Below are 25,677 nucleotides of genomic sequence, written 5' to 3'. Positions count from 1 at the left end.
AAGCATTATCAAAGTGTAGCTACCTATTTCATATTCGTAGTAATCTAAGTTATATTAGTAAACACACGTATTTAAATTATGATTCGAAAAACTAGAAGAAGAATCCAAATGATCCTGTAACTCCAAAACTACGAGCATCTGGTAGGTCGTTATAATTTCCTCTAAAGTTTACATCAATTCGGAAGACTTTAAAGATATTCCCCACCCCAAAACTATATTCAAAATAAGGCTCTGCTGTTGGAGCGATATCTTGAGAAGTTAGTGTGGAAATAGGAAGATCATTTTGAATAAACCTAAGGTTTTCAAAAGCAGGTCTGTTTAAATCTATATTCTCCTGAGAGATATTTCCAATCACACCACGTATTGCTACAATTTCCCTAAGATTCAATTTCTTTAAAAAAGGAATACGAGAAAATATACGCCCTCCAAAATTATGTTCTAGTTGTACAGAAGCATACTCATCGGTTACAAACTCATAGAAGTTAAGTTGGCTATAGGTATTAAAAATGGAGAATAAGGATTGATTCCCTGGCACCGGACTCAACAATGCAAGTGGTACTTCCCCAAAGGTTTTCCCTACTTCTGTAGAAACATTAAGTTGTCCAAAACCACCTACACGTATTGCTTTTCTAAAAGAAAACTGTAATCTATCATACTCAAAATCGCTATTCAAAGTTCCTTCAAGTCCTCGGGTATAACTTAAGAAAAAGCTAGGAAACCATTCGTTTACTACGCGTCGCTCTACTCCAAATCCAGACGTTTTCTTTCCAGGCTCCCAAATAGTTGTAAAAACTACTTCTGTTTGCGTAAGATCTGCTTTGGTAGTGGTCTCTGATGCATCAGTAAAGTATTCAAGATTAAATGTTTCTGACGCAGATTCAAGGCTTCGCAATGAGAAATCTGTTCGAAACTTCAGATTCCGAACAGGTTCAATTTCGACGGCAAAATTTGTAAGTCTAATAGAAGTTAGCTTATCATTACTAGCTGTATTTACTAATGAAGACGAAGCGAGATTTCTTCCTAAAACATCCCTTGAAGTTGTAAGACTAGCGCCTATTTGTTCTACATCTTGCCTATATCCTCCTGAAAATATCAATCTATTTTTCTTGTCGGCTAACCATTTTCCAGAGATTCCGAATTTAAATTTTTCGTCTTTAAATCCATATGCAAGAAAACCTTCAGTTCTCCATAAATCATTTTGACCAAAATAAGTTCTTGCTCCTGTTCTAATACGTAATCCTTCTACTTCATTAAACCCAAATGTTGAAAAAATAGGTCCATAATCAAGATTAAGACTTGGGAATTCCCAATATCCAGAAGCGAGTACAGATCCTAAGTTATAGAGGTTTCTAAACTTCTTTACCGTTTTAAGAGTATCCAGCATTTTATAAACCCCCTTCTCATCTGCGCTTAACTCTTCTTTTCTGTTCTTTTCCCAGAATTCATCTCCTCTATTATAAACATCTTTATCATAATAATACACTTCCTTATCATAGAATTCCTTATCCTTTTTTTGATTAAAAGCATAATTATCATAGAGAGTTGTACGCTTTCCATAAAGCCCTCTTGACTCTTCTTTTTTTCTGAATGCAAAGTCTGAAAGGAAGTAATCCCTTTTTAACAAAAAGGTAGTATCATTTACAATATCAAATTCTTGTTCCAGATAAATTTCTTTTACCCAGTTAATATTTGCACTCTTAGAGAGTTGCATATTAATTTCTTTAATCGCCCAAGTAGAATCATTTACCCAAAAATCTCCTTTAAAAGTAAGTTCATTTGTTCTACGAGGATAATAAATAATATTATAGCACCATTTATTATCAATATAAGCACTATCAGCTAGCACATAATTATACGTTTGGATTCCCGTACGACTTATAGGACTTGTAAATGTTTTATCAAAAAACTTAAGATAGTTTTCATATACATCATAGTCATTATATAAATCTTTCACAAACCCAATAATGGTTTGATTTTCGTTAAACCCACTATTCTTATTTCCTAATAAATCTTCTTTTTCTTTTCTAGATTCATTATCTCCATATACTTTTGAGACAGCTTCATTTACAAAAATAGGCAGGTACGTTTTTCCAGTAACTCGTGAAGTATCTGTCTGATCAAAAATAAACTCCATCCCTCTAAATAACTTACTATTGATAAGCGCGCTATCAATGGTATTAAGATCAAATTCTATTTTCTCATACTTATCATACTCGTATTGTTTAAACTGGCGAAGCCCGTTTTGTTTTTTACGAGACCATATTTTTCGGAGTATATCTATAGCTGGGTTATTCTTTTTAGAAGTTTTTCCAGAGTAAATAAAGACTTCATCTATGGCAGCAGCCTCTTGTGCAAGTATGATTTTCATATCATAATTTACACGAGATGTAAGTGCAATTTCTTTTTCTGTAAAGCCAATAAAAGAGACTTTTATCTTATCCCAGGTTTTTTCAGATTCAAGATAGAAACGCCCATTTTCATTAGTAATTGTTCCTTCATTAGAACCTACATAAACCACATTTGCAAAAGGAACAGGATTATCTTGTTCATCAAACACAACACCGCTTACTTTGGTCTGAGAGACCATAACTAACGGTAAAAACAACAGGAGTATTAATATTCTATAACTATTCATATATAAAATGAAAGAGCTTCATTAATTGTTACTAATGAAGCTCCATTATTGTTACGTTAACGTACGTTTTATCTATATAGTACTTTTTTAACAGCTTTTATGACATCGCCACTATTTGGCAACCACTCTTCTAATAAAACTGGAGAGTATGGAGCAGGCGTATCGGCTGTATTTATTTTTATAATAGGTGCATCCAAGTAATCAAAAACTTGTTCCTGTACTTGGTACGTAATTTCTGTAGAAACATTACCAAAAGGCCATGCTTCTTCAAGAATAACAAGACGATTTGTTTTCTTTACAGAATCCATAATTGCTTTATGATCCATAGGACGTACGGTGCGTAAATCTATGATTTCACATGAAATACCTTCTTTTGCAAGCTCATCTGCTGCCTTATATGCTTCTTTAATAATTTTACCAAAAGAAACAATAGTTACATCTGTACCTTCTCTTTTAATATCTGCTACACCAATAGGTAATACATATTCACCATCAGGCACTTCTCCTTTATCACCATACATTTGTTCTGACTCCATAAAGATAACTGGATCATTATCTCTAATAGCCGCTTTTAAAAGTCCTTTTGCATCATAAGGATTAGAAGGAACAATTACTTTAAGACCTGGCGTATTTGCAAACCAGTTTTCAAATGCTTGAGAGTGTGTTGCACCTAATTGCCCTGCAGAAGCTGTAGGCCCTCTAAAAACAATAGGACATGGAAACTGCCCACCAGACATTTGTCTAATTTTGGCAGCATTATTTATAATTTGATCAATTCCTACTAAAGAGAAGTTAAATGTCATATACTCTACAATAGGACGACATCCCGTCATGGTACTACCTACACCTATTCCACCAAACCCAAGTTCTGCAATAGGAGTATCTATAACTCGATCAGGACCAAACTCATCTAGCATTCCTTTTGATGCTTTATAAGCTCCATTATATTCGGCGACTTCTTCACCCATTAAATATACAGACTCATCGCGACGCATTTCTTCGCTCATCGCCTCACATACTGCTTCTCTAAATTGGATTGTTCTCATATGAATGCCCGCATAGCCGGGTATCTTTTTAAAAGTTATCAGCTATTTCTATTTGACAACTATATTAATTATAATATCCTCTAATTTTAGGGTAACAAAAGTAAGCATTTATGATTGCTCTTTAAATTGCTTTTTTATAAAATTTTACTATGCATGCATAGTAAAATTAAGTTTTTTAACGTACTTTTGTTACGAAAACGAAATAGTAGTGAAATCGCTCTTACATTTATTTTTAAAAAGTAATGTGATTATCTCTTATTTCTTTCGACAGATGTTATAAAAACACAAAAATACTTAAAATATCAAATACTAAATTGTTATGAAAATATTAGTATGTATAAGTCACGTACCTGACACTACTTCTAAAATTAATTTTACAGATAATGATACTCAGTTTGACACTAACGGAGTTCAATTTGTGATCAACCCAAATGACGAGTTTGGACTTACTCGTGCCATGTGGTTTAAAGAAAAGCAAGGTGCATCTGTAGATGTAGTAAATGTAGGCGGTCCAGAAACAGAACCTACACTTCGTAAAGCACTAGCTATTGGTGCAGACACAGCTATACGTGTAAACACGCAAGCAAAAGATGGTTTACAAGTAGCTAAAGAACTTGCGGCTATTGTACAAAATGGAGGTTATGACTTAGTGATTGCTGGTCGTGAATCTATAGATTATAATGGAGGTATGGTACCTGGAATGCTAGCAGGACTTACTGGAGCAAACTTTGTAAACACATGTATTAACCTAGAAATAGATGGTACAAATGCAACAGCAACTCGTGAAATTGACGGAGGGAAAGAAACAGTAGCTACAACTCTTCCTTTAATCATAGGTGGTCAAAAAGGTCTTGTAGAAGAAAGTGACCTTCGTATCCCTAATATGAGAGGGATTATGATGGCACGTAAAAAACCTCTTACAGTGGTTGAACCTACAGGTGTTTCGGCAGATACTATTACAGTTTCATTTGAAAAACCAGCTCCTAAAGGTGCTGTTAAACTTGTAGACAATGTAGATGCATTGATAGACTTACTTCATAACGAAGCAAAAGCAATCTAACTAATTTCGATTAGATATACGCTTTCGCGAAAGCGTACTCAACAAAAAAATAAAATATAGGTTGTTATTTAATATAAAGAAGCAACCACTTAAACGTCACAAATTATGTCAGTTTTAGTATATACAGAATCAGAAAACGGTACTTTTAAGAAAACAGCTTTTGAAGTAGCTAGTTATGCAAAAGGTATTGCAGATATGATGGGAACTACAGTTACAGCAATTTCTATTAATGGTGGAGATGCTGGAGCTTTAGGAACTTATGGAGTAGATAAGGTATTAAATGTAAACGATTCAAATCTAGATGCATTTAATGCTGCTGCTTATGCAAAAGCGATTGCGCAAGCCGCAAAAGCAGAAGCTTCTGAAGTTATTGTTGTAAGCCAAACAGCCGATGCAAAATATGTAGCTCCTTTACTTGCTACTCAATTAGAAGCAGGATATGCTTCTAATGTTGTTGCACTTCCAGAAAGTGCTGCACCCTTTAAAGTAAAGCGTACTGCTTTTACTAATAAAGCATTTAATCAAACAGAAATTTCTACTGCTACAAAAATTGTAGGACTTGGTAAAAACGCATACGGTCTTAAAGAAAATAGTGGTGCCGCTGCGGCAGAAGATTTTACACCTAGTTTTGATGATGCAGATTTTGGTGTAAAAGTACAGTCTGTAGATAAGGCTTCAGATAAAGTATCTATTGCAGATGCTGAAATCGTAGTTTCTGCAGGTCGTGGTCTTAAAGGCCCTGAAAATTGGGGAATGATAGAAGAGATGGCAGATATACTTGGTGCCGCTACAGCGTGCTCTAAACCAGTATCTGACCTCGGATGGAGACCTCATGGAGAACACGTAGGGCAAACTGGAAAACCTGTAGCGTCAAATTTATATATTGCTATTGGAATTTCTGGAGCCATCCAGCATTTAGCTGGAATTAACTCTTCAAAAGTAAAAGTAGTCATTAACAGTGATCCTGAAGCTCCTTTCTTTAAAGCGGCAGATTACGGTATTGTAGGTGATGCATTTGAAGTTGTACCAGAACTTAATGAAAAACTAAAAGCATTTAAAGCTGCAAATAGTTAATATCATTATAATTACACATAAAAAATAGGTGAGGATTGTACGATTCTCGCCTATTTTTAGTTAAAAATAAGCTTACTCACCTATAGTGATTTTATGCAAAATGATGTTTTCCAAGTAAAAACTATAAACTCATAGCTATATATACTTCAAAACTCAATTAACTTTTATTACTTTTACCAACTATGAGTTTAGTACGTTTAAACATAAAAGGGATTTCCTATAGCCAAACACAAAATGGCGCTTACGCCCTTATCTTGAGCGAAGTAGATGGCGATCGTAAATTACCAATTGTAATAGGCGCTTTTGAAGCACAGTCTATTGCAATTGCTTTAGAAAAAGAAATACGCCCGCCACGTCCGCTTACACATGATCTTTTTAAGAATTTTGCAGATCGTTTTGACATTGTAATTAAGCAAGTTATTATTCATAAACTTGTAGATGGCGTTTTTTACTCTAGTATTATATGCGAGCGAGATAAAATAGAAGAGATTATAGATGCACGTACTAGTGATGCTATTTCGCTAGCGCTTCGTTTTCAAGCTCCTATATTTACCTATAAAAACATTTTAGATAAAGCAGGTATTTATTTAAAAGGAAATACAAATCCTGAAGAATTTACCGATGAAGATGAAGTCTTAATGGACGAGATTATTCTTGAGGAAGAAGAAGAACTACTCTCTAGTGAAAACGATTATCAAAGAATGTCTCTTAAAGAGTTGAATATACAACTTGAACAAGCAGTAACTAATGAAGATTATGAGCTAGCTGCCAAAATAAGAGATGAAATTTCTAAACGTAACTAACCTAACCAACCAATTATATGCGCAAACAATTACTAACAATCATTGGGCTACTTATGCCTCTTTTAAGCTTTGCGCAAAATAATCAAGAAAGCATTGCATTAGATCCTGATTTAGGGATTGGATTATCTTTTACAAGTGTAGGACGTGGTCTCTTAGGGATGCTCTTTTTAATAGGAATCTGTTATTTATTGAGTAGTAATCGTTCAAAGATTAATTGGCGTTTGGTTCTTACTGGACTTGGCTTACAATTACTATTTGCAGTTTTAGTTTTAAAAGTAGATTTTGTTGCTACTGGTTTTGATTGGATATCACGCAAGGTGGTAGATTTTTTAAATATTGCTGAAGAAGGAGCCTTATTTGTATTTGGAAAATTAGTTGATCCCTCTGCTAGCATGGGATATATCTTTGCCTTTAAAGTATTACCTACCATTGTATTCTTTTCTGCATTCACCTCATTATTATATTACTTAGGTATTTTACAGGTTATTGTAAAAGCACTTGCTTGGGTGATGAGCAAAACAATGCGTCTTTCTGGAGCTGAGAGTCTTGCTGCTGCTGCAAATGTTTTTATTGGTCAAACAGAAGCGCCTCTAGTTGTAAAACCATATTTAGATAAAATGTCTAAATCTGAAATGTTATGCCTTATGGTAGGCGGAATGGCAACTATTGCTGGTGGTGTACTAGCTGCTTTTATTGCTTTTTTAGGAGGTGATAGTATTGCCGAGCAAGCCATTTTTGCAAAACACTTACTTACTGCATCTATCATGTCTGCCCCAGCTGCAATAATCATTGCAAAAATATTATATCCTGAAACAGAAGAAGTCAACAGAAAGCTAGATATTTCTAGAGAAAAAGTAGGTACAAACATATTAGATGCTATTTCCAGAGGAACCACCGATGGTTTAAAGCTTGCTGTAAATGTAGGTGCCATGCTTCTAGTTTTTACTGCTTTAATGGGGGTTCTTAACTGGATGCTTGGGGATTTACTAGGTGACATAACTGGATTAAATGGGGTCATTGCTAGCGCAACCGATGGGCGTTATACAGACCTATCTATGGAATTTATTTTAGGAAATGTTTTTGCGCCTATTGCATGGTTAATTGGTGTCCCCGCAGAAGATATTACTACTGTTGGACAGCTTTTGGGAGAGAAAACAATTCTTAATGAGTTTTATGCCTATGGCTCGTTAAGTACTTTAAAAGCTAGTGGAGCTATCACTAATTATCGTTCTATTGTGATTGCAACATATGCGCTTTGTGGTTTTGCAAATTTTGCCTCTATAGGAATTCAAATTGGTGGTATTGGAGTATTGGCACCTAGCCAAAGACCAACCCTAGCAAAATTTGGTGTTAAAGCACTTATAGGAGGAACTGTTGCTGCACTTCTTACTGCCACTATCGCAGGAATGCTTATTGGATAGAAAATAGATTACCCGTTCATAAAGATTTATTATTCAAAGTAATCATACTTTATGTGCTTTCGCGAAAGCAAACTTGTGAGATTCACAATTACAGTAAGGGTAAAGCATTAAAGCATATACTCAAAACTAGCGTTTAAACACATTTCGTAACTGATAGAAGAAACGCTCAATAAGCCTCAAATCTTCTGTAACGATATCTCCCGTACCTCTCATTTCTTGTTGAAAATCTATTTCTTTATCAAATGTGGTAATTAATGTATCAGGAAGAGATACATCTATAGCATACATCCCATCCTCATCTGCAATCACAGATATCTTTTCTATTTTACCATCAAGAGTTCCAAACTCGGTATCAGGGTAATTTTCAAGTCTTATAATGACCTCTTGCCCTAGTTTTATTTTTCCTGAGTTTTGTGCAGGTGTCTTTAATTTTGCAACATATTCTGAACCATCTTTAGGAATGATCGTAAAAACTACATCTCCGGCATTTACCGTTTGATTTTCACTCCAAAAGTTTAAGAAAGAGACTTTACCATCTAGCTTAGAAGTTAATGCAAAATTAAGTTCCCAATCTTTAATGCTTGCTTTCAGCACGTTAAGAGACTGAATTACACCATTCAATAGTGTTCTCTCTTCTCGAGCACCATCAATCTCTGTTCCTTTGGCTGTACTTTGCGCGACACTCACACCTTCAACTAACTGGGAAATCTGAGCATCTATACTTTTAAAATTACGCTCGGCTTGCAAAAATCCTATTCTTGTTCTTTCAAATTCTGAAGGAGCAATAACTCCATTATCGAGAAATTTTTGATCACGATCTAAATCTATTTTAGCCAATCGCATTTCTTCTTTATTAATTTCTCGTTGAGCCTTCATGTTTTCTAAGCGATTACGAGTCTGAGAAATGGAAGTTCGGTTTGCGATTGCTCGATTAGAAAAAGGTTGAAATTCTCTATTTAATTCATATAACACATAGCTATTTACAAAAAGCGCATAATTAGTCTCTATATTCCCTAAAGAAAGCTCTGGAATATCTGTATATGGAAAATAGAAAGATTCACCTTGTAATGATATGGTATCTAACGCAGCTTTAAGTGTGTATATATCTTGGTAATTTGCTGTATTTTCTATAATAGCAAGAGGTTGATCCTTTACGACTTCTTGATTATCATCTACTAAAATAGCAGAGAACCTTCCTGTATTTTTTGCACGTTCTTTTTGAGGTGGTACTTGCGTTGTGATAATAGCTTGCGAAGGAATAATATCTGGATATTCCAAAAACCAAGAAATAGCAAGCAACAAAATTATTAATCCTAAAAATAGCGCACTCCCCCATCGTATCATCCAGTTGGGGGCTTGTGTTAAGATTTCTTGAACCTCTTCACTACGTAACTCTATGTCATCTATTTGATCTGGCATTCCTTTTTCTTTTTTACGATCCTAATTCTAACTGATTTTTTACTAGGTTATAATAATACCCTTTTTCACGAGTAAGTGTTTTATGATTTCCAACTTCTACGATTTTACCTTGATCTAACACAACGATTTGATCTGCATTTTTCACAGTACTTAATCGGTGGGCTATTACTACCGCTGTTCTGTTTTTAAAGAACTCATCCAACTTCTCCATGATTACTTTTTCATTATTTGCATCTAATGCACTGGTAGCCTCATCAAAGAATAAGAAATTAGGGTCTTTGTATACCGCTCTAGCAATAAAAAGACGTTGTTTTTGGCCGGTACTTAACCCAACGCCTTCCATCCCAATTTTTGTATTGTAGGATAGCGGTAATGACTCTATAAATTCTTTAATATTTGCAACATCTACAGCATGAGCTAATTTTTTCTTATTTACATGATCATCTCCTACAGCAATATTATTAGCAATTGTATCATTAAATACATATCCTTCTTGCATAACCACACCACAAGACGCTCTCCATGAGTATTGTGAAATATTCTGCAAGTCGGCACTTCCAATTTTTATTTGTCCTTCATTAGGCTCATAAAATTTGAGTAAGACTTTCATGAGTGTTGTTTTACCACTACCACTCACTCCCACAATTGCTGTTACTTTATTTGCAGGAATATGCAAACTCAACCCATCAATCACCTTAACATCAGACCCTATATATCTAAATGAAATGTCTTTAACATCAAAATCTGCATTATCAGGAATATCTGTTATTTTTGTTTCTTCTCTTCCTTCTTCATCTTCTTTATTATGTATTTCTCCAAGACGATCTAATGAAATACGAGCATCTTGCAACTCTCTAATAAAGCTTATTAATTGTGAAATAGGAGAATTTAATTGTCCAACGATATAGGTAACTGCAAACATTTCCCCTAGTAAGAGATCTCCATTAATCACCAGTGTTGCGGATAAGATGGTAATTAAAATATTTTTAAGTTCATTAATAAACCCAGATCCTACACTTTGATATTGCTCTAAGGCAAGGCTTTCTATTGAAATTTTAAAAAGACGTGCTTGCATAAACTCCCAAGACCATCTTTTTTGTTTTTCTGCATTGTGTAGTTTGATTTCCTGCATTCCATTAATAAGCTCAATCACTTTACTTTGTTCTTGACTCACTTGAGAGAAACGTTTATAATCAAGATCGGCTCTCTTTTTAAGGAAAATAACAATCCAGAAAAAGTAAAGTACACTTCCTAACAAGAATATTCCAAAGATTTGAAAACTATAATAGGCTAGTACAAAACCAAATACTACAAGATTTACCATCGAGAATAATACATTAAGCGATGATGTTGTCAAAATACGTTCTATACGCCTATGATCATTAATACGCTGTAAAATATCACCTGTCATACGTACATCAAAAAATGATATAGGCAGATTCATCAGTTTTATGAAGAAGTCAGAAATTAAAGAGATATTGATACGCGTACTTAAATGCAGTAAAATCCAGCTTCTAATTACCTCAACTCCGGTTCTTCCCAGAAATAAGGCAACTTGAGCAATCAGTATTAAATAGATAAAATTAATATCTCTTGTTTTAATACCAACATCGACTACACTTTGTGTCAAAAATGGAAAAACAACTTGTAGTAAACTTCCAGCTAGAAGTCCAATAACCAATTGAACAATAAACTTCCTATATCTGAATACATATTTAAAGATAAAAGAGAAGCCAAAATTCTTTTTCTCTTCATCAAAATTTTCTTCGTAAAACTTAGGTGTTGTTTCTAACAATAATGCAATTCCTTCGGCAGTGGCATCTGTAGCATTATTACCTATCCAGAATTTAAGGAGTTCTTCTTTCGTATATTTTAGGATTCCATGTGCTGGATCGGAGATATGATACACTCCTCTTGAAATCTTATAGAGTACTACATAATGATTCTTATTCCAGTGAAGGATACACGGTAATGGAACCTCTTCTTTAAGTTGTTCAAGTGTTATTTTTACACCTAATGTTCTAAAGCCAAGTTTTTCGGCGGCATTACTAATTCCTAAAAGACTACTTCCAGATCGAGTAGTTTCACTAAGACTCCTTAATAATTGAATAGGAATAGGCTTCTTATAGTATTTAGCAATCATTTTGAGGCACGTAGGCCCGCAATCTTTACTATCTGCTTGTTTATAAAAAGGAAACTTCTTCAAAATGATATGACTATTTTTTTACTACTATTATTTCTTTTTGTTCTTAAATGTTCTAATTCCCCAAGCTACTTTATAATGTCTATATAAAAGATCATATACAACCATTTCATGTAATCTATTTTTTGATCTAAACATTCTATTCATAAGCATATGAGCATAACTTCCTAAATAGTTATCTATTTCATCATCACTAGCCGATTTTTTAAGCGCATCAATCGTAGGTTTACTTTGCTCACTCTTGTAGGCTAATAATTCTAAAAGAGGCTCATACTCAGGACGATCTTCTGCTTTAAAATCTATAAAGAAAGTTATTTTTTCTCGTTTTGAACGAAATTTATCATCTAATTGTTTCTTCAAAAACTTATTCATTCCAAATTCTCTTCCAAAACCAGTTTTTAATCGCTCCATAAATGCAAGTTTCTGATCTTCAGAGTAATCAAAATCACCCAACATGTTATCTAAGGCTCTAATTGCAAAAAGCCATCGCAACTCTTCCCCTTCTTCACCATCTACCAAATCTAAAAAATTAACAATCATATCACTTTCATATGAAAACAATTGTTCGGCGGTTTCGATATGTTTTTCTCCATATCGTTCAATCTCTCGATTGTAAGTATCTACCTGTATTTTCCATATTAAATCTGCTTTCGCGAAAGCGTGTAATTGTTTATACACCGTTTTCATAATAATGCCTATTGCATCTTCATCTTTGTAATGAAAACGAACTCTAATATGATGCTTCGGGTCTGCATATCGTATAAAAAACCATTGATCTATATGTCCTTTTTTATAAAGGGCTTCGGCTATAGGTTTGATCGCTTCTGTAAGAACAATATCAGATGTTTTGGTACCTGTGTATATTTTATAATACACCCACGAATCTCCTGGTATAAATGTACGTTGTGTATTAGGCATTTGGTTGTTGTTTTAAAAGGGTTTCATTGTAAAAAGATAAAATTACTTGATTTGTATATGTAGTATTTTCTCCAGAAACAATACCTTTTTCATTATGTAAAAATTCTTTAAGTATAAATCGTGATCGTTTTTTTACGGTAGACAACAACATTTGAACATGGGTGCTATTTTTTAAATTGATTAACAACTCGTTATCACTTTCTTTAAGCAATACAAATTGGGGTAATTGTTTTTCATTAATAAACTGTGTTAGATGTTCCTGAAACTTACCCATATCTTTTTGAGTATTCTGTAATACTTCAATATCTGATTTTGTAATATTCCATGTTTTTGCAGATAGAATTACGCCTTTGTAAACGACTCTAGGTAAGAAAGGGAAATCTCCTTCATAAGGCCCCCAATTAAATCCTATTCCGCTTCGTTTATTTTGGTTTTGCATATTTGCAAGAAATTGATAAATAGGCAATGCTCCTGCAGAATAATTGTGTGCATTTGTTAAATGAGGGATTACTTCTTTATCATACTTTTTTGAGCGTAGAATAACGCGATCTCTTTTTACAGAAATCATTAAATCATCAATAGGTAATTGTGCTTCTGTGTTTAATACAGATTTTGCTAGATATGGAATTTCATAATCTCTTAAAGCTGGTCTCATTAATATATTTCCAACTCTTGATTCTGGAAGGTGTACTATTTCTGCTAAGATTTTGCCTGAGTTACAACGCTCTTCTACAGCTACCATCTCGTTAACATAGGCATGAATTTCAGAATCACTGTGGCAAAATCTTCCTAATAAATTAGCCGAGCTAGAGCCTCCAGCGCCAGACATTACCACCTGTTCTTCTCCGTCAATAGTTACAATTTCTATCATTGTTGAAATCGTATCTGGCAAATCATTCCAATTTTCATCAAACTGCTCAAAATCAGAATCTTGAAGTGTTATTATTTGTTTATTCTCGCGAAGACATTTCAATAGTTTTTTATGTAAAATCGTATGTATTGTATTCCATTTTATATCTCTTGTAGTAATTTTTGATGATCTTCCTGGTAGTATTATATCATCAACCAATGCACTGACATCTCCAGAATCTTTGTTTTGAAGAAAACCAACTCCTAATTCTACATCTAATGCCTGTGACAAAGCAACTTCTCTGTCTTCATAACGTTCATAAAATGCTTTTCTAAATTGTGATAATAATGTTTCTCCTGAGGTCTGCGATATTTTATTAAGCAATCGCATAGCACGACGTACTTTATAAATTAATTGCTTATTCAAAACATTTTTTTGAGGATGTAATGACATATCTGTCTGAAACAAATATTTTAATTCAAACCCAGTTTGTAATGTTTCTAATGAAGTACTTATAGCCATATAATCTGAAGATGGATTTCCGATTTTGGCATCTAATTTTTTGATTTTTAATTGCGTGTCTTCTAGTTTTTCTACAAGTGCATTCGTTCCTTCAAGATTTTTTAATATTGGAATAATTTGATCGGTAAATTCAGGGCCAGAAACAGAAGGTTCTAGTTCACTTACCAATAACTGACTATCTACCAACTCTTCAATAAATCCAGAAGCTACTTCAAGTGTAATTTCATCATCTACTAAGCAATTTGATAATGTAGCTAGTGTTGCTCCAGTGGCTGCTACACTTAATACTTTTTGCAAATACTCAGAATGTTGTACTCCTACAATGTGATGCATTCTACGACTATTTTCATAGTGATACTCTACATAACGCAATTGTGCTCCCGCCTTATAAATACTTGTATTGGGGTAAAAACGAAGTTGTTTTCTTATAGTCTCATCTTTTACAATATCTTGGGATAATGCGACGAGATAGTTCATATCTAGTCTTGTATGCCTTCTATTTGCTGTAGATTTTTTAATGACAATTTCTGTGTTTTCTCCAAAAACCCCGACAGCAGTACCTGCAAATAATCCAAAGGGGGTACATCTAGAAGACATCCTACTTAAGTATTTAAGTATAGAATATGTCATACGCTCACTATCACTAGGACTAGCTTGACCATCTAGCCATTTTTCAAAAGCTTCATATAATGATGGAGACGCAAGAAAAAGTGCTTCTTTGATATGTGCTTCTTGACATATCTTTTTAAGAGCATCTTGAGTTAAAATGGTATCCTTTGTAAGCTCAAGAAAAAAATTGAGAGAGAGTAATGGGGATCTTAAAACGTATTTAGGAAAATGGGTGTATTGCATTCTATAATGCGCTATAATTTAGGTTAATTTTATTTTCAAAAAGTTAATTACCAATATACTAGAATATATCCATCTACGCTAATAGTTTTCCTAATTATACTGCATAAATTTAGTATTCGCCTTTATGTATTTCATTTTTGATTTGACTTACTATTTATAATATACCTCTATATGCATTATACGCTTTCGCGAAAGCGTATAAAAGAGAACTCATTTATAAAAATTGGAATATGAATTTATCAGGCAAGAAATAGAAATCATTTTTTCATAATCTTTTTTGAAAAATCATATATCCATTTAAAGAGAGTTGCCTCTTAAGAAAGACAACCTCATATTTACTTTTGATTTTGACGCTAAAGTAGCTTATGTATAAAGTCAAAAAAAGCGCTGTAAATCAGCGCTTTTTTTAAAACTTATTTAGCCTATTGAAATAATGAATATGTACAACCATTTTGTCTAGATAATTCTGGATCTGCATGTGGATCTGGATCTGTAGGGTCACTACTTCCTCCTTGTATTTTCATTAGTTCACTTGTGTTCATCTTTGCTATAGTTATTTTTTTAAGATTTAGTGTTTTAAATTCTTTTTTCATGATACTCATTATGTTGTTTATTCCTACTCTTTTAAGGTTTTTCAGAATCCTCCTGTAAAATTTGATTTTGAAATATACCTTATGCAATTTTTCATTCACAATGAAGCATCCGTATTTTGGACAAAATACGGTAAGATTTTTATCCTTTAAGCCGCATTATTCTTTAGAGTTTCAATATTCTTAATGTAGTATGATGGATTAATACCCGTTTTTGATTTAAAGTGTTTTACAAATGATTTATCACTTTTATATCCTACCTCTAATGCTATAGAAGCTATAGAAAATGATCGAAATCTTTTATCATCTTTTAGCTTTCTTAATGTATATGCAATCCTAAGATCGTTAATATATCCATTGAAATTTTTCCCCTTATGTGCATTTATTATTTTAGATAAATAGGTGGCATTTGTTTTTGTTTTTTTGGCTATTGTTCTGAGATTACAATCTGGTCTTAAAAAGAATTCTTGTTTCTCCAACTTAGAAAGTCCTTTTAAAACAGCAGTTACTTTATCATCATCGATAGCAATTGTAGAGGGTATTTTTTTCTCTTGTTCTTGCTTTTGTTGTTGCTGAGATTCCAGTTGATCTATCTGACTGATCAAATCATTAAATATTGTTTTATTTTTTTTCTGCTTTCGCCAAAAACTATATCCAACTATTAACAATACAAAAAGAACAATAAACAACCCTATTTGCGCATACTCCTTATTTCTTTTTTCCAAAGCAATACGCTCATTATCTGCATTCTCTATTTTTTCAAAAACTCGATTCCTAGTTTTACCTTCACTTTTCTGATATGCTTCATTAAGATCCATATAAATAGCATGATACTTCCAAGCTTTTTTATTTTCCCCTAACTCCCTATAACATTCCATAAGCAAATAATACGACCGAATAACAGGAAGTTTATTAGCATCTTCTTCTTTTATAAAGTTGATTATCGTGTCCAAATACTGAATCGCTTCAGTATACAACCCCTTATCATAATGGTGTTTTGCTAAAAAATAATAGACTCTCACAATTTGATGAAAATCATTTTCTAATGTATTTTTTTCAATGAGGTTTTTTGCTTTGATTAAAAAAGTTTGAGAGAGATCTTTATCATCCATATAATAATGCGCAATTCCCTTTTTGATATACAAATCTGTAAGCCCTTTTATATAGCTTATAGAATCTGCCACCTCAATTCCTTTATCGGAATACTGTAAGACTTTATGATATTGTTCTGCTTCTAAATAAACATCATTGATAGTCGTAAGCATTTGCACATAGTTTTTGGTATTTCTATCTGAAGATTTTTCTAGTGATACTACTAATGCATCAGACATATCAAGTGCTTTTTTTAATTGATCGTCTATTTGCGACAGAAGACTTATATAGCTAGAGATTGCTATGTTTTTCAAACTTGTATACGAGTTTTTGTTAGCAATAGCTATTGAAGTAGTGTAAAAATCGACAGCTTGTTCATTTTTACCATCTAGCATGTATGACTTTGCTTTAATAATAGAGATCACACATATTCTTCTTTGATCGTTATTCTTTTTTGCTAAGTCTAGTGCTATGTCTAAATAGTGATGTGCTTTTTCATAATTTTCTTCTTTAGAAAAGCGTCTTCCTAACTCTTGGTCTACTAATCCTGTATGATCTTTTGCTCGTTTTAAAACAATTTTTTCAAAAAAAATAGCTTCTCCTTTTTGTGAGCTTTTTAGTCGTTGAGCAAATTCACTCGTTGTCATATTTAATAAACTATCTTCCCTCTGGATAGTTGATTCTTGTGCATAGAGATTACTTACAAAAAAATTAAGAATTACTAGGATAATCGTAAGAAATTGAAAAGTGTTTTTCTTTGAAATAAATGTCATTAATATGTTGAATAAGAATATGTTTTCAAATGTAACTATTCTTACAACTAACTACTTAGTTAAATTATTATAATTAACATCTATTTATGTAGAAATAAGCATTATACGTTTTAATGCTTTGCTCTCTCTACTGTAGTGAACCTGTCTGGCTGCCGACAGGTCTCATAGGTTCGCTTTCGCACTTCGTCAAGCTCAGTATAAACTTCTACGTCATAAATTCCTTGAAAGCGTATAAATAAATCTCCCATAAAAAAGCCCACTTTCTTCCTTTCAGAGAAAATGGACTTCATCAATTAATAATCAATAAAACTCAATTATTAATTGCAGTGTACTATTCAAGAGTTTAAATAATTCAATTCTTGAACAGTCCTAAATAGATTTCAGAAAGCATTAACTATAAAACTATACTAGCACGCTATCCATACATTATTTGAACAGACTAAATTCACAAATCCGTTCACACATGGTGGCCCCCAATAATCACCCCCACAACAAAAATTCCCTTCAGCTGGACAGTTTTGATCTATACAAAGACCAATTCCTCCATTAATATTTTTTTGATCTTCTTTTTTGATTGACTCAATTCCTTTGATATTCAAAATGTTTTTTAACATAGTATAAAATTTAAATATGATTATATCCCTTGATCCTTTTATGACGCTCAAGGTTTTCGTCAAATTCAAGCTCGAATATTTTTAGATAGACAAACAAGATTTCTATCTCTAATCCATATGCCATATTAATTTCCTATGTTCCAGAACATTACAAATATGAGCTGTATTTTACGCATTTACAATTTGAAGGCACTAGTATTCATGAAAAACGAAACTGTTTTTCATGAATTTTGATATGCATTAATTTTGCAAAGCAAATACGTATGAATGAATACAATAACACAAATTTTATAGTAAGTTTTGATCGGAATTGACATTTAATAAGAGGATATACTATACTATGGGTTTAAAAATTCAAGAAGGATACTTACATTTATCTTTTTGATAATCACCTAATGACGTTCCTATTGCTATGAAGTTATTGATTCGCATTTTTACATGTACTTTATTTTTCTTTTTATACCATACTACCTTAAGTCAAAATAAAGTAATATCTACTGACACTTTAAAAAATAAAACAGCACAGGAACTTTTAACAATTGCCGCTAGTAAAGCAGATACAATTATTTTAAAAAAGGCTATTAAAGCAGCTAAAGAAGAAAATAACTTTGATATACTAACCGACAGTTATTATTTAATGGGTCTTTATGCAAAAGATGAGCATAAGTTATTATATAATGACAGTATTATTAACCTAAAAGATCAATTTAATAATTCTCGTTATCCTGCTAGTGCATATTATGCAAAAGGGTTTTATTATTTTAATAAAAGAAATTTTATTAAAGCGACAGATAATTTCATTAAAGCTAATGAATACGCTAATAGGTATTACAACAAGGACATCATTGTTCGTTCTAAGCAAAACTTAGGATTACTAAAACAAGAAACAGGCGATTACAAACAAGCGTTAACCATATATAAAGAAAATTTTAGTTACGCAATTTCTAAAGAATCATCACTCTTATTACCTGAAGATTATCTTGAAATCATTTTTTCTGTTGCTTCTATATATAACGAATTAAATAAATATGATTCCTTATACTACTATAATAAGTTAGGTATTAGAGAATCTTTACGTTTAAAGGATACTGCTAAATACAATGTCTTTATTTTAAACAGATCTAAAGCACTTTTTAATGAAAGAAAGTACGACAGCTCCTTATATAATTTAAATCAGATATTACCTTATTATACATCTAATAATGATCATGCAAATTTATCTGTAACCTATTATTACTTAGCAAAAAACTATTTTGAATTAAAAAAAGATCAACAAGCTATTGGGTTATTAAAAAAAGTAGATTCTCTTTATTTAAAAAGCAATGATGCTAGGCCAAAAACAAAAGTTAAAGAAAGTTATGAATTATTAACCTCTTATTATAGAGATCAGAAACAATTGGAAGACCTCATCATATATCAAGATAAAACAATAGCATTAACTAACAGATTACATGCTGATGAATTGTACATTAATAAGAAAATTGTAAACGATTATGACATCCCCGTAATATTAGCTGACACTAAAAAAACTGTAGAAAAAATTAAAGCTAAAGAAGAACGGGTAACATTATTCTCTTATTTTTTAGTCATTATTATTATAACAATTCTTATCATTTTGTTTTATTTAAATTCAAGAAGAAAAGTTTACAAAAAAAGATTTGAAGAATTAATACATAAAAAACACAATACCCCTCTAAAAAGTATTACAAACGAAAAAGCATCTCAAAAAACAGCATTAAATATTCCAGATACGGTGATTACAAAAATCTTAACGAGTTTAGAAAAATTTGAAAAAAACAAGGAATTTCTTAATTCAAAGATATCTATCGCCGGTTTAGCAAAGTCTATAGGAACCAACCCAAATTACCTCTCTAAAACAGTCAATCACTTTAAGAAAATGTCTTTCTCCCAATATATCAACACTCTTAGAATAGCATATGCAATAGATTCTTTAAAGAGTGATCCTATGTATAGAAAATACACCTTAAAAGCTATTGCTGCTGAGTTTGGGTTTAATAATACTGAGTCTTTTTCCAAAGCTTTTTATAAAGAGACTGGGATTAAACCTTCGTTTTTTATGAAAAGTTTAGAGAAAGCAAGTGCCTAAAAGTAAACTTTTACAAATAATGTTACCAATATTCATGAAAATCGGTATGTATTTTTAAGAAAAGAGTACAACTCTTCTTAGTTTTAGCCTATCAATTAATAATTAAAAACAATCTCAATGAAAAAGAAAAAGAAAATAGACTTAAGGAAATTTAAAATTGCAAGTCTTACAACTATGAAAACATTAACGGGAGGAACAGGTGATGAAACAGGAAGTTTTGAAACTGGAGGAACCGCTCCAAATACACTAGAACCAGAATGTGACGCAAATACAGACCCTATTCCAACTTCAAATAATCCATTAAATCCTCCTGGATGTTTACAAACATCTGCCATACACGTAAGTAATGGTTGTAATATGGGTTAAAAAATTAGAACATATAAAAAAATCAAAAAGAGTGAATTTATAGTTATAAATTCACTCTTTTTGATTTTTCCTGTATACGCTTTCGCGAAAGCGAACTTATGAGACCTCCTGCTGGTAGGCAGGTTCACGATAGTAAGGAGAGCAAAGCGTTAAAGCGTATTACCTTATCCTATCATTAAACATTGATTCCAATGTGTATTTTCTGGATGGAGGTATGATAAGATAGCAAGACCTATTCCTGCAATTCCTTCCAAAAGGCTATTCTCTTTTTCATAGGTAGGTGTATCTCCGCCTCTCCATTTTTTATATCCAGCAGATCCATCCTCATGATGATCCATGGTTAATCCATAATCTATCCAATAATCTGCTGCTTCTTTAAATATTTCATCAGAGGTTTCTTTATACATAAAATCAAAAATATGCATTACCCCAAAAGCTCCATGACATAGTCCAGCATCTACAATACGAGTTTCTTTTATATCTCTACGAGTAGCGGCATGTTTAAGAAGTTGTATGGCAGTCTGTTTTACAGCTTCATCTTCAATAACTTTACTAGCTTTCCATAGAGAGACAGCTATTCCTAAATCTCCATAACACCAAGCGAGTCTATTACTTTGACTTTCTTCATTTTTATTGGTAATCCAATCAGGAAAAAAAGAAGTCTCCGTTTCTTTTCTTTTATAACTCATCATATGACTTATGGCCTTATTGAGTAATGGTAATGAATGTTCTGAAAATGCAGCATGACTTGAGAGTCTTGATAAAAAGTTTATGATACTTGAGAGTCCGTGTGATAAACTTAAATTGCAACCTATTATCCCTTCTTCTTTTACAAGATTAGACTCCCAATATATTCCGTTATCACTTCTCGTTGCTTTAGATTCAAGTTTAGAGATTATCTCTAGAATCATTTTTTCATAATTTCCTTTGAGTTCTTCAGAGGGCGTGTTTTCATATCTTTTTAAGAAATAGTAACCTATTCCTATAAGGCCGTGTAAAAAATCATAAAAGTTTCCTCCTTCTTGAAGATGTGCAACATGATTTAAATACTCATCCAATACCCCTAAAAGAGCATCTGTATCTAGCTCTATAAAATCTAGTTCATTCAAAAGCTCTATAGTCCATGCAGCACCAGCTATTCCTCCACAAAAGGTATGAAAGTTATATCCTTGATTAATACTCTCAACAATAGAAGCTATAATTTCACTTCCTCTATCCTCACTAGCTTCATTAGGATTATAAGCGTTATAATAAAAATGATATAAAGCAAGTCCCGAACTACCCGAAAGCACTCCTACATCTTTCGTATCTAATGTTCCGTTAGTTATAAGTTCTTGATTTATTTCTTCTAATTTATCTTTCAATTTTTGCTCGCGCATACCATTTATAATTTTAAAGGAAATATACATATAAAAAAGCCATCTTACATAGTAATAGTAAGATAGCTTTTATACTATATAATTATTATAGTTTGTATTCTAGAAACATTGCATTCCTGGAGGTGGTATACTAATTAACGTTCCCTCATTACTTCCAGGTCCACAACCACAAGTTCCTTGTCCTTCGATTTTGTTTAATTCTAAGCTACTAATCACTTCTTTATTAAGTGATAATTCTTTTAATGATTTTTTCATGATAATTTGTATTAGTTAATAAAGCGTCTACTCTAGAAAGGTTTTCGACATCCCCTTAATATGTATTTAGTAACATTGCACTCCTGGAGGTGGGCAGCTAAAAAGTGGTCCTTGTGTTGGTCCTTCCCCGTTATTACCGTTACAATTACATGAACCTCCTCCTTTCACTTGGTTTAAGTCTAAATTGCTAATTACTTCTTTGTCTAATGTTAATTGCTTTAATAATTTTTTCATAATAATCCTGTATTAGTTAATAAAGAGCTTACTCTAAGTATAGGTTTTCAGCATGTCCCTAAAATCAATTAATGATCCAAATTGATTCTTTATAAAATTATGCTGAAAATCAGCACTTTACAACATTTTACACCTCATATCAAACAAAATAAGGTGCTAAAAATCAATTATTTACAAAAGTCACTAGCATAACCATTAGACATAAAAAAAGCTATCCGATAAATAGGATAGCTTTTTAAATATATAAAGTCCTCTAAACTAAATATAAATATTATTTACAGATTAGTAGCACTGTGCTCCTGGAGGCGGGCAAGTATTTAAAGGGCCATCTGTAGGACAGCAATGTGTCTTTCCTCCTCCTTCAACTTTGTTTAAGTCTAGATTACTAATTGTTTCTTTGTTAAGGGTTAATTCTTTTAATGACTTTTTCATGATCAAAATGGTTTAATAAAGTGTACCTACTCTGTTTAAGGTTTTCGGTTTTCCCTTTTAATTCTAACAGTTCAAATTGTAACAAATCAAATATGAAAAGTATGAACGCTCATCTACTATGAATGAATTACTCATAAAGAAAGGACTACCTTATATTATAGACAGTCCTTATCTTATACACTATACTTTAATAGTATAGTTCTTATTTTTTAGTAGCATTGTACTCCTGGAGGTGGGCAGCTATTTAATGCTCCTACAGTAGGACAGCAATGTGTACCTGCTCCATCAATTTTGCTTAATTCTAGATTACTGATTGTTTCTTTGTTAAGGGTTAATTCTTTTAATGACTTTTTCATGATCAAATATGGTTTAATAACGTGTACCTACTCTATTTTAAAGGTTTTCGGTATTCCCTTTCAAAATCAAACTACAAATACTTGTTTAATTTCTCCTTTCAAAATACTTAACAATCAATGAGATAAAAAAAACAACTGCCTTATATCAAACAAAATAAGGCACAAAAAAACGCTATCAGAATTGATAGCGTTATATATTAAAGAATGAATATATTACGGAATATTAACAGTATAACCACAATACACAATTGTCCATAAATCTTCATCTTCATAACAATGGCTTGTAGGGATGCAATCACCTCCCTTAATATGATTCATCTCACCTGTCTGAACCCTAGCAATTGTAAGCTTTTTAAGGCTAATTACTTTTTTTACTTGTTTCTTCATTTTGAGTATATTTTTAACAATAATTAATAAATAATTTATATGCTTAAAACCTTAAAATATTGATTTTTTGCATTCCTTAAATGTAACTGCAATCTCCATAGAAACATAATTCAAAACCCCTAAATTGTTTAAAATAGGGTTCTATAATTAAATTTAAAAAAAACTAACAATCTGATTTTAAATATTTTCTATCCTCTTTATGTAGTATGACGGATTAATTCCAGTTTTAGATTTAAAATGCTTTGCAAATGAGTAGTCACTTTTATATCCTAGCTCAGTAGCAATAGATTTAATAGAAAAAGATCGAAATTTCTTATCACTTTTAATTCGATTTACGGCATAATCTATACGAAGATTATTAATATAATCATTGTAACTAAGTCCTTTATGTGTATTTATAATTTTAGATAAATAAGTAGCATTTGTTTTTACTTTCTTAGCCATAGATCGCAAGCTGCAATCTGTATTAAGAAAAAACTCTTGATCTTCTAGACGTTTAAGGCCTTTAAGGACAGCTCTTACTTTTTCATCATCAATAATAACCTCACGAGACTTCTCCTTTGATTTTGGAGATTCTTTAGAAGACATTTCTAATTGATTTACCTTTTTAAGTAATTTATTAAAGGATTGCTTACTAGCACGTTGTTTCTTCTTATAGATATATATAATAAGAATACAGATTCCAGAAACAGCTATAAGAAGACATAAAAAATAAATAGCATTTCTTTTTTGTACTGCTATTTCTTGACCTAAAATCCCTGTATCTTTTTCATAAATGGTATTTACAACCTTGTCCTTACCTTTTTGATACTTTTCATTTAATGTACTGTACTTATTATACCAATATAAAGAGTTTTTACTTTCTCCAAGGCCTTCATAAGAAGTCGCCATTAATTTATAGGTGTTAATTAATCTAGTATGGTTTTTATCTTCTTCTTCTTTTAAGTCTATAATCTGCTGTAATTTGTCAATTGCATTCTTATATTCTTTATTCTCTACGTAACAGCTAGCCAAAAAATAATTAATATTAATCACAAAGGATTTGTGCTTTATCTCACTTTCTTTAAGAATTCGATCTGCTGTTTTTAAATACTGTAGTGCTGCGGTATAATCCTTTTTATAAAAATAAACGGTTCCTTTTTTTGTATATAAATCTATGAGACCCGCTTTATAATCTAATTCATTACTCATAGAAAGACCTTGATTTACATATTTTAAAACAGTATCATACTGTTGTAGATCTAAGCGAGTTTCTGATTGTTGTATATCTAGGTGAACTTCTGAAACTATAGTGAGTAAATTCACATGATCTCGTTCATTATTGTAGATTGTATTGGGTATAATGGCCAACGCTTCATTACAGGCTTCCAATGCCTTATCTAGCTGTCTCATTCTACGCCTAATAATAGCAATATTAGGGTTCAAAAAAATCACTTTTTGATCAATATTACCTTGCTTCTGGGCAATTTCTAATGCTTTATAATAAGCATCAAGTGCTTCTTGATCATGCCAAGCAAATAATTCAGAATTTCCTAATAACCTATATAATTCAATAAGTTTTTCTTTGTCTTTTATAAACTGAGCATATAAAATAGCTTCTTTGACATATCTTATAGATCGTTTATTATCTCCTTGTTTTGAAAATGCGCGACTTAACTCTTCATATAAAGCAACTCTATCAGAATTACTCTCAAGTCTTCGCAACAACTCTTTTTCATAGATAACTGCCTCTTCTTGTGATAATTCTAGAATATTAGATTTAAGCTGATCATTTGTTTCTTGCCTTATATCTTTAGGTATATCTTGTAGTTGTGCAAATACCTTATGTTGTATAGGCAAGAAGAAAATAATAAGTATATGAATACTTGTTAGATATATTTTATATCGGGAGGGGGAATACATCATTTATTTTTAAGTCGGTTGAGAGATATAAAAATAAGGATTCATTTTAAGATATACTCCTGAAATATAGGGAATAACTTATTTTATTTGAAGTTTCATACGCTTTCGCGAAAGCAAAAAAAGCTTAATATCGCACCACGAATACTAAGCTTATCAATTTCTTTTCTTACGTAATCATACGATAGAAAAAAGGGAAATCATGTCTCTTTTTTACAATTTGAATCATCCTTGATCCCAATTTAAAAAAAGATTTGTCAGAAATATTAATGTTATAATTATGATTATAATTATGAGCATAAATGTTATGATATTAGATATTCTTTTTTTTTCAGTATGATATTTTACATAGATAAAAATGTTTAAAGAAATCAATAAAATTAAAATTAA

Annotated in this window: 23 protein-coding genes; 6 read left to right on the top strand and 17 right to left on the bottom strand. The window is 31.9% G+C overall.

Features of this window, described 5'->3' with window-relative positions:
• Positions 1 to 91 precede the first annotated feature (91 nt).
• Both CHB80_RS12920 and CHB80_RS12915 read right to left on the bottom strand, forming a co-directional pair.
• Positions 92 to 2,587: a DUF5686 family protein gene (locus CHB80_RS12920; RefSeq protein ID WP_229746945.1), complete on the bottom strand. Its 2,496-nt coding sequence runs from the start codon at positions 2,585 to 2,587 to the stop codon at positions 92 to 94.
• A 116-nt stretch (positions 2,588 to 2,703) separates the two neighbouring features.
• Entirely contained in the window at positions 2,704 to 3,681 is a 978-nt protein-coding gene (locus CHB80_RS12915; protein WP_089371909.1) for a pyruvate dehydrogenase complex E1 component subunit beta, read from the bottom strand.
• A 319-nt stretch (positions 3,682 to 4,000) separates the two neighbouring features.
• On the opposite strand from CHB80_RS12915, the gene CHB80_RS12910 reads away from it, so the two are divergent.
• The 4 genes from CHB80_RS12910 to CHB80_RS12895 all read left to right on the top strand — a co-directional run bounded on the left by CHB80_RS12910 (position 4,001) and on the right by CHB80_RS12895 (position 8,039).
• Entirely contained in the window at positions 4,001 to 4,741 is a 741-nt protein-coding gene (locus CHB80_RS12910) for an electron transfer flavoprotein subunit beta/FixA family protein (RefSeq protein WP_089371908.1), read from the top strand.
• Positions 4,742 to 4,846: 105 nt separating this feature from the next.
• Complete coding sequence (locus CHB80_RS12905; protein ID WP_089371907.1) at positions 4,847 to 5,815, top strand: electron transfer flavoprotein subunit alpha/FixB family protein; 969 nt, start codon at positions 4,847 to 4,849, stop codon at positions 5,813 to 5,815.
• Positions 5,816 to 5,997: 182 nt separating this feature from the next.
• Positions 5,998 to 6,618: a bifunctional nuclease family protein gene (locus CHB80_RS12900; protein ID WP_089371906.1), complete on the top strand. Its 621-nt coding sequence runs from the start codon at positions 5,998 to 6,000 to the stop codon at positions 6,616 to 6,618.
• 17 nt (positions 6,619 to 6,635) lie between these two features.
• Entirely contained in the window at positions 6,636 to 8,039 is a 1,404-nt protein-coding gene (locus tag CHB80_RS12895; protein ID WP_089371905.1) for a NupC/NupG family nucleoside CNT transporter, read from the top strand.
• 126 nt (positions 8,040 to 8,165) lie between these two features.
• Here CHB80_RS12895 and CHB80_RS12890 read toward each other — a convergent pair whose 3' ends face one another.
• The 8 genes from CHB80_RS12890 to CHB80_RS24885 all read right to left on the bottom strand — a co-directional run bounded on the left by CHB80_RS12890 (position 8,166) and on the right by CHB80_RS24885 (position 17,857).
• The gene (locus CHB80_RS12890) at positions 8,166 to 9,458 is read right to left on the bottom strand and encodes an HlyD family secretion protein (protein WP_089371904.1); all 1,293 of its coding nucleotides are present in this window, start codon (positions 9,456 to 9,458) and stop codon (positions 8,166 to 8,168) included.
• 13 nt (positions 9,459 to 9,471) lie between these two features.
• A complete protein-coding gene (locus CHB80_RS12885; protein WP_089371903.1) occupies positions 9,472 to 11,664 on the bottom strand; it encodes a peptidase domain-containing ABC transporter in 2,193 nt (730 codons plus the stop codon).
• 27 nt (positions 11,665 to 11,691) lie between these two features.
• Positions 11,692 to 12,579: a thiopeptide-type bacteriocin biosynthesis protein gene (locus CHB80_RS12880; RefSeq protein ID WP_089371902.1), complete on the bottom strand. Its 888-nt coding sequence runs from the start codon at positions 12,577 to 12,579 to the stop codon at positions 11,692 to 11,694.
• Complete coding sequence (locus CHB80_RS12875) at positions 12,572 to 14,803, bottom strand: lantibiotic dehydratase family protein (protein WP_089371901.1); 2,232 nt, start codon at positions 14,801 to 14,803, stop codon at positions 12,572 to 12,574. The genes CHB80_RS12880 and CHB80_RS12875 overlap by 8 nt, the downstream gene beginning before the upstream one ends.
• Before the next feature lie 422 nt (positions 14,804 to 15,225).
• Complete coding sequence (locus CHB80_RS24655) at positions 15,226 to 15,396, bottom strand: class I lanthipeptide (protein ID WP_179218161.1); 171 nt, start codon at positions 15,394 to 15,396, stop codon at positions 15,226 to 15,228.
• Positions 15,397 to 15,542: 146 nt separating this feature from the next.
• A complete protein-coding gene (locus CHB80_RS12865) occupies positions 15,543 to 17,258 on the bottom strand; it encodes a helix-turn-helix domain-containing protein (RefSeq protein WP_089371899.1) in 1,716 nt (571 codons plus the stop codon).
• Positions 17,259 to 17,368: 110 nt separating this feature from the next.
• Positions 17,369 to 17,548, bottom strand: a complete 180-nt coding sequence (locus CHB80_RS24400; RefSeq protein ID WP_143337126.1) for a hypothetical protein — start codon at positions 17,546 to 17,548, stop codon at positions 17,369 to 17,371.
• A 117-nt stretch (positions 17,549 to 17,665) separates the two neighbouring features.
• Entirely contained in the window at positions 17,666 to 17,857 is a 192-nt protein-coding gene (locus tag CHB80_RS24885; protein ID WP_218823090.1) for a hypothetical protein, read from the bottom strand.
• 427 nt (positions 17,858 to 18,284) lie between these two features.
• On the opposite strand from CHB80_RS24885, the gene CHB80_RS12855 reads away from it, so the two are divergent.
• On the top strand, positions 18,285 to 19,979 hold the full coding sequence (locus tag CHB80_RS12855; RefSeq protein ID WP_089371897.1) for an AraC family transcriptional regulator: 1,695 nt from the start codon (positions 18,285 to 18,287) through the stop codon (positions 19,977 to 19,979).
• Positions 19,980 to 20,096: 117 nt separating this feature from the next.
• Positions 20,097 to 20,345, top strand: coding sequence for a hypothetical protein (locus CHB80_RS12850; RefSeq protein WP_089371896.1), 249 nt, complete (start codon positions 20,097 to 20,099; stop codon positions 20,343 to 20,345).
• A gap of 164 nt (positions 20,346 to 20,509) precedes the next feature.
• Here CHB80_RS12850 and CHB80_RS12845 read toward each other — a convergent pair whose 3' ends face one another.
• From CHB80_RS12845 to CHB80_RS12840, 7 genes are all read right to left on the bottom strand, one after another.
• Complete coding sequence (locus CHB80_RS12845) at positions 20,510 to 21,724, bottom strand: lanthionine synthetase C family protein (protein WP_179218160.1); 1,215 nt, start codon at positions 21,722 to 21,724, stop codon at positions 20,510 to 20,512.
• 99 nt (positions 21,725 to 21,823) lie between these two features.
• The gene (locus CHB80_RS24650; protein ID WP_179218159.1) at positions 21,824 to 21,979 is read right to left on the bottom strand and encodes a hypothetical protein; all 156 of its coding nucleotides are present in this window, start codon (positions 21,977 to 21,979) and stop codon (positions 21,824 to 21,826) included.
• 66 nt (positions 21,980 to 22,045) lie between these two features.
• The gene (locus CHB80_RS24645; RefSeq protein ID WP_179218158.1) at positions 22,046 to 22,213 is read right to left on the bottom strand and encodes a hypothetical protein; all 168 of its coding nucleotides are present in this window, start codon (positions 22,211 to 22,213) and stop codon (positions 22,046 to 22,048) included.
• A gap of 282 nt (positions 22,214 to 22,495) precedes the next feature.
• Positions 22,496 to 22,645 (bottom strand): hypothetical protein, encoded by a 150-nt coding sequence (locus CHB80_RS24640; protein WP_179218157.1) that lies wholly within the window; start codon positions 22,643 to 22,645, stop codon positions 22,496 to 22,498.
• A gap of 209 nt (positions 22,646 to 22,854) precedes the next feature.
• Positions 22,855 to 23,001 carry a hypothetical protein gene (locus CHB80_RS24635; RefSeq protein WP_179218156.1) on the bottom strand — a complete coding sequence of 49 codons (147 nt, stop codon included), beginning with the start codon at positions 22,999 to 23,001 and terminating at the stop codon, positions 22,855 to 22,857.
• Positions 23,002 to 23,214: 213 nt separating this feature from the next.
• Entirely contained in the window at positions 23,215 to 23,388 is a 174-nt protein-coding gene (locus CHB80_RS24630; RefSeq protein WP_179218155.1) for a class I lanthipeptide, read from the bottom strand.
• Between the two features lie 177 nt (positions 23,389 to 23,565).
• Entirely contained in the window at positions 23,566 to 25,227 is a 1,662-nt protein-coding gene (locus tag CHB80_RS12840) for a helix-turn-helix domain-containing protein (protein WP_179218154.1), read from the bottom strand.
• Positions 25,228 to 25,677: the final 450 nt, after the last annotated feature.

Source organism: Dokdonia pacifica (assembly GCF_900188275.1).
In the GTDB taxonomy this organism is placed as follows: Bacteria; Bacteroidota; Bacteroidia; order Flavobacteriales; family Flavobacteriaceae; genus Dokdonia; species Dokdonia pacifica.
Note: the sequence above shows the minus strand (reverse complement) of the source record. Positions and strands in the feature narration are given on the sequence as shown.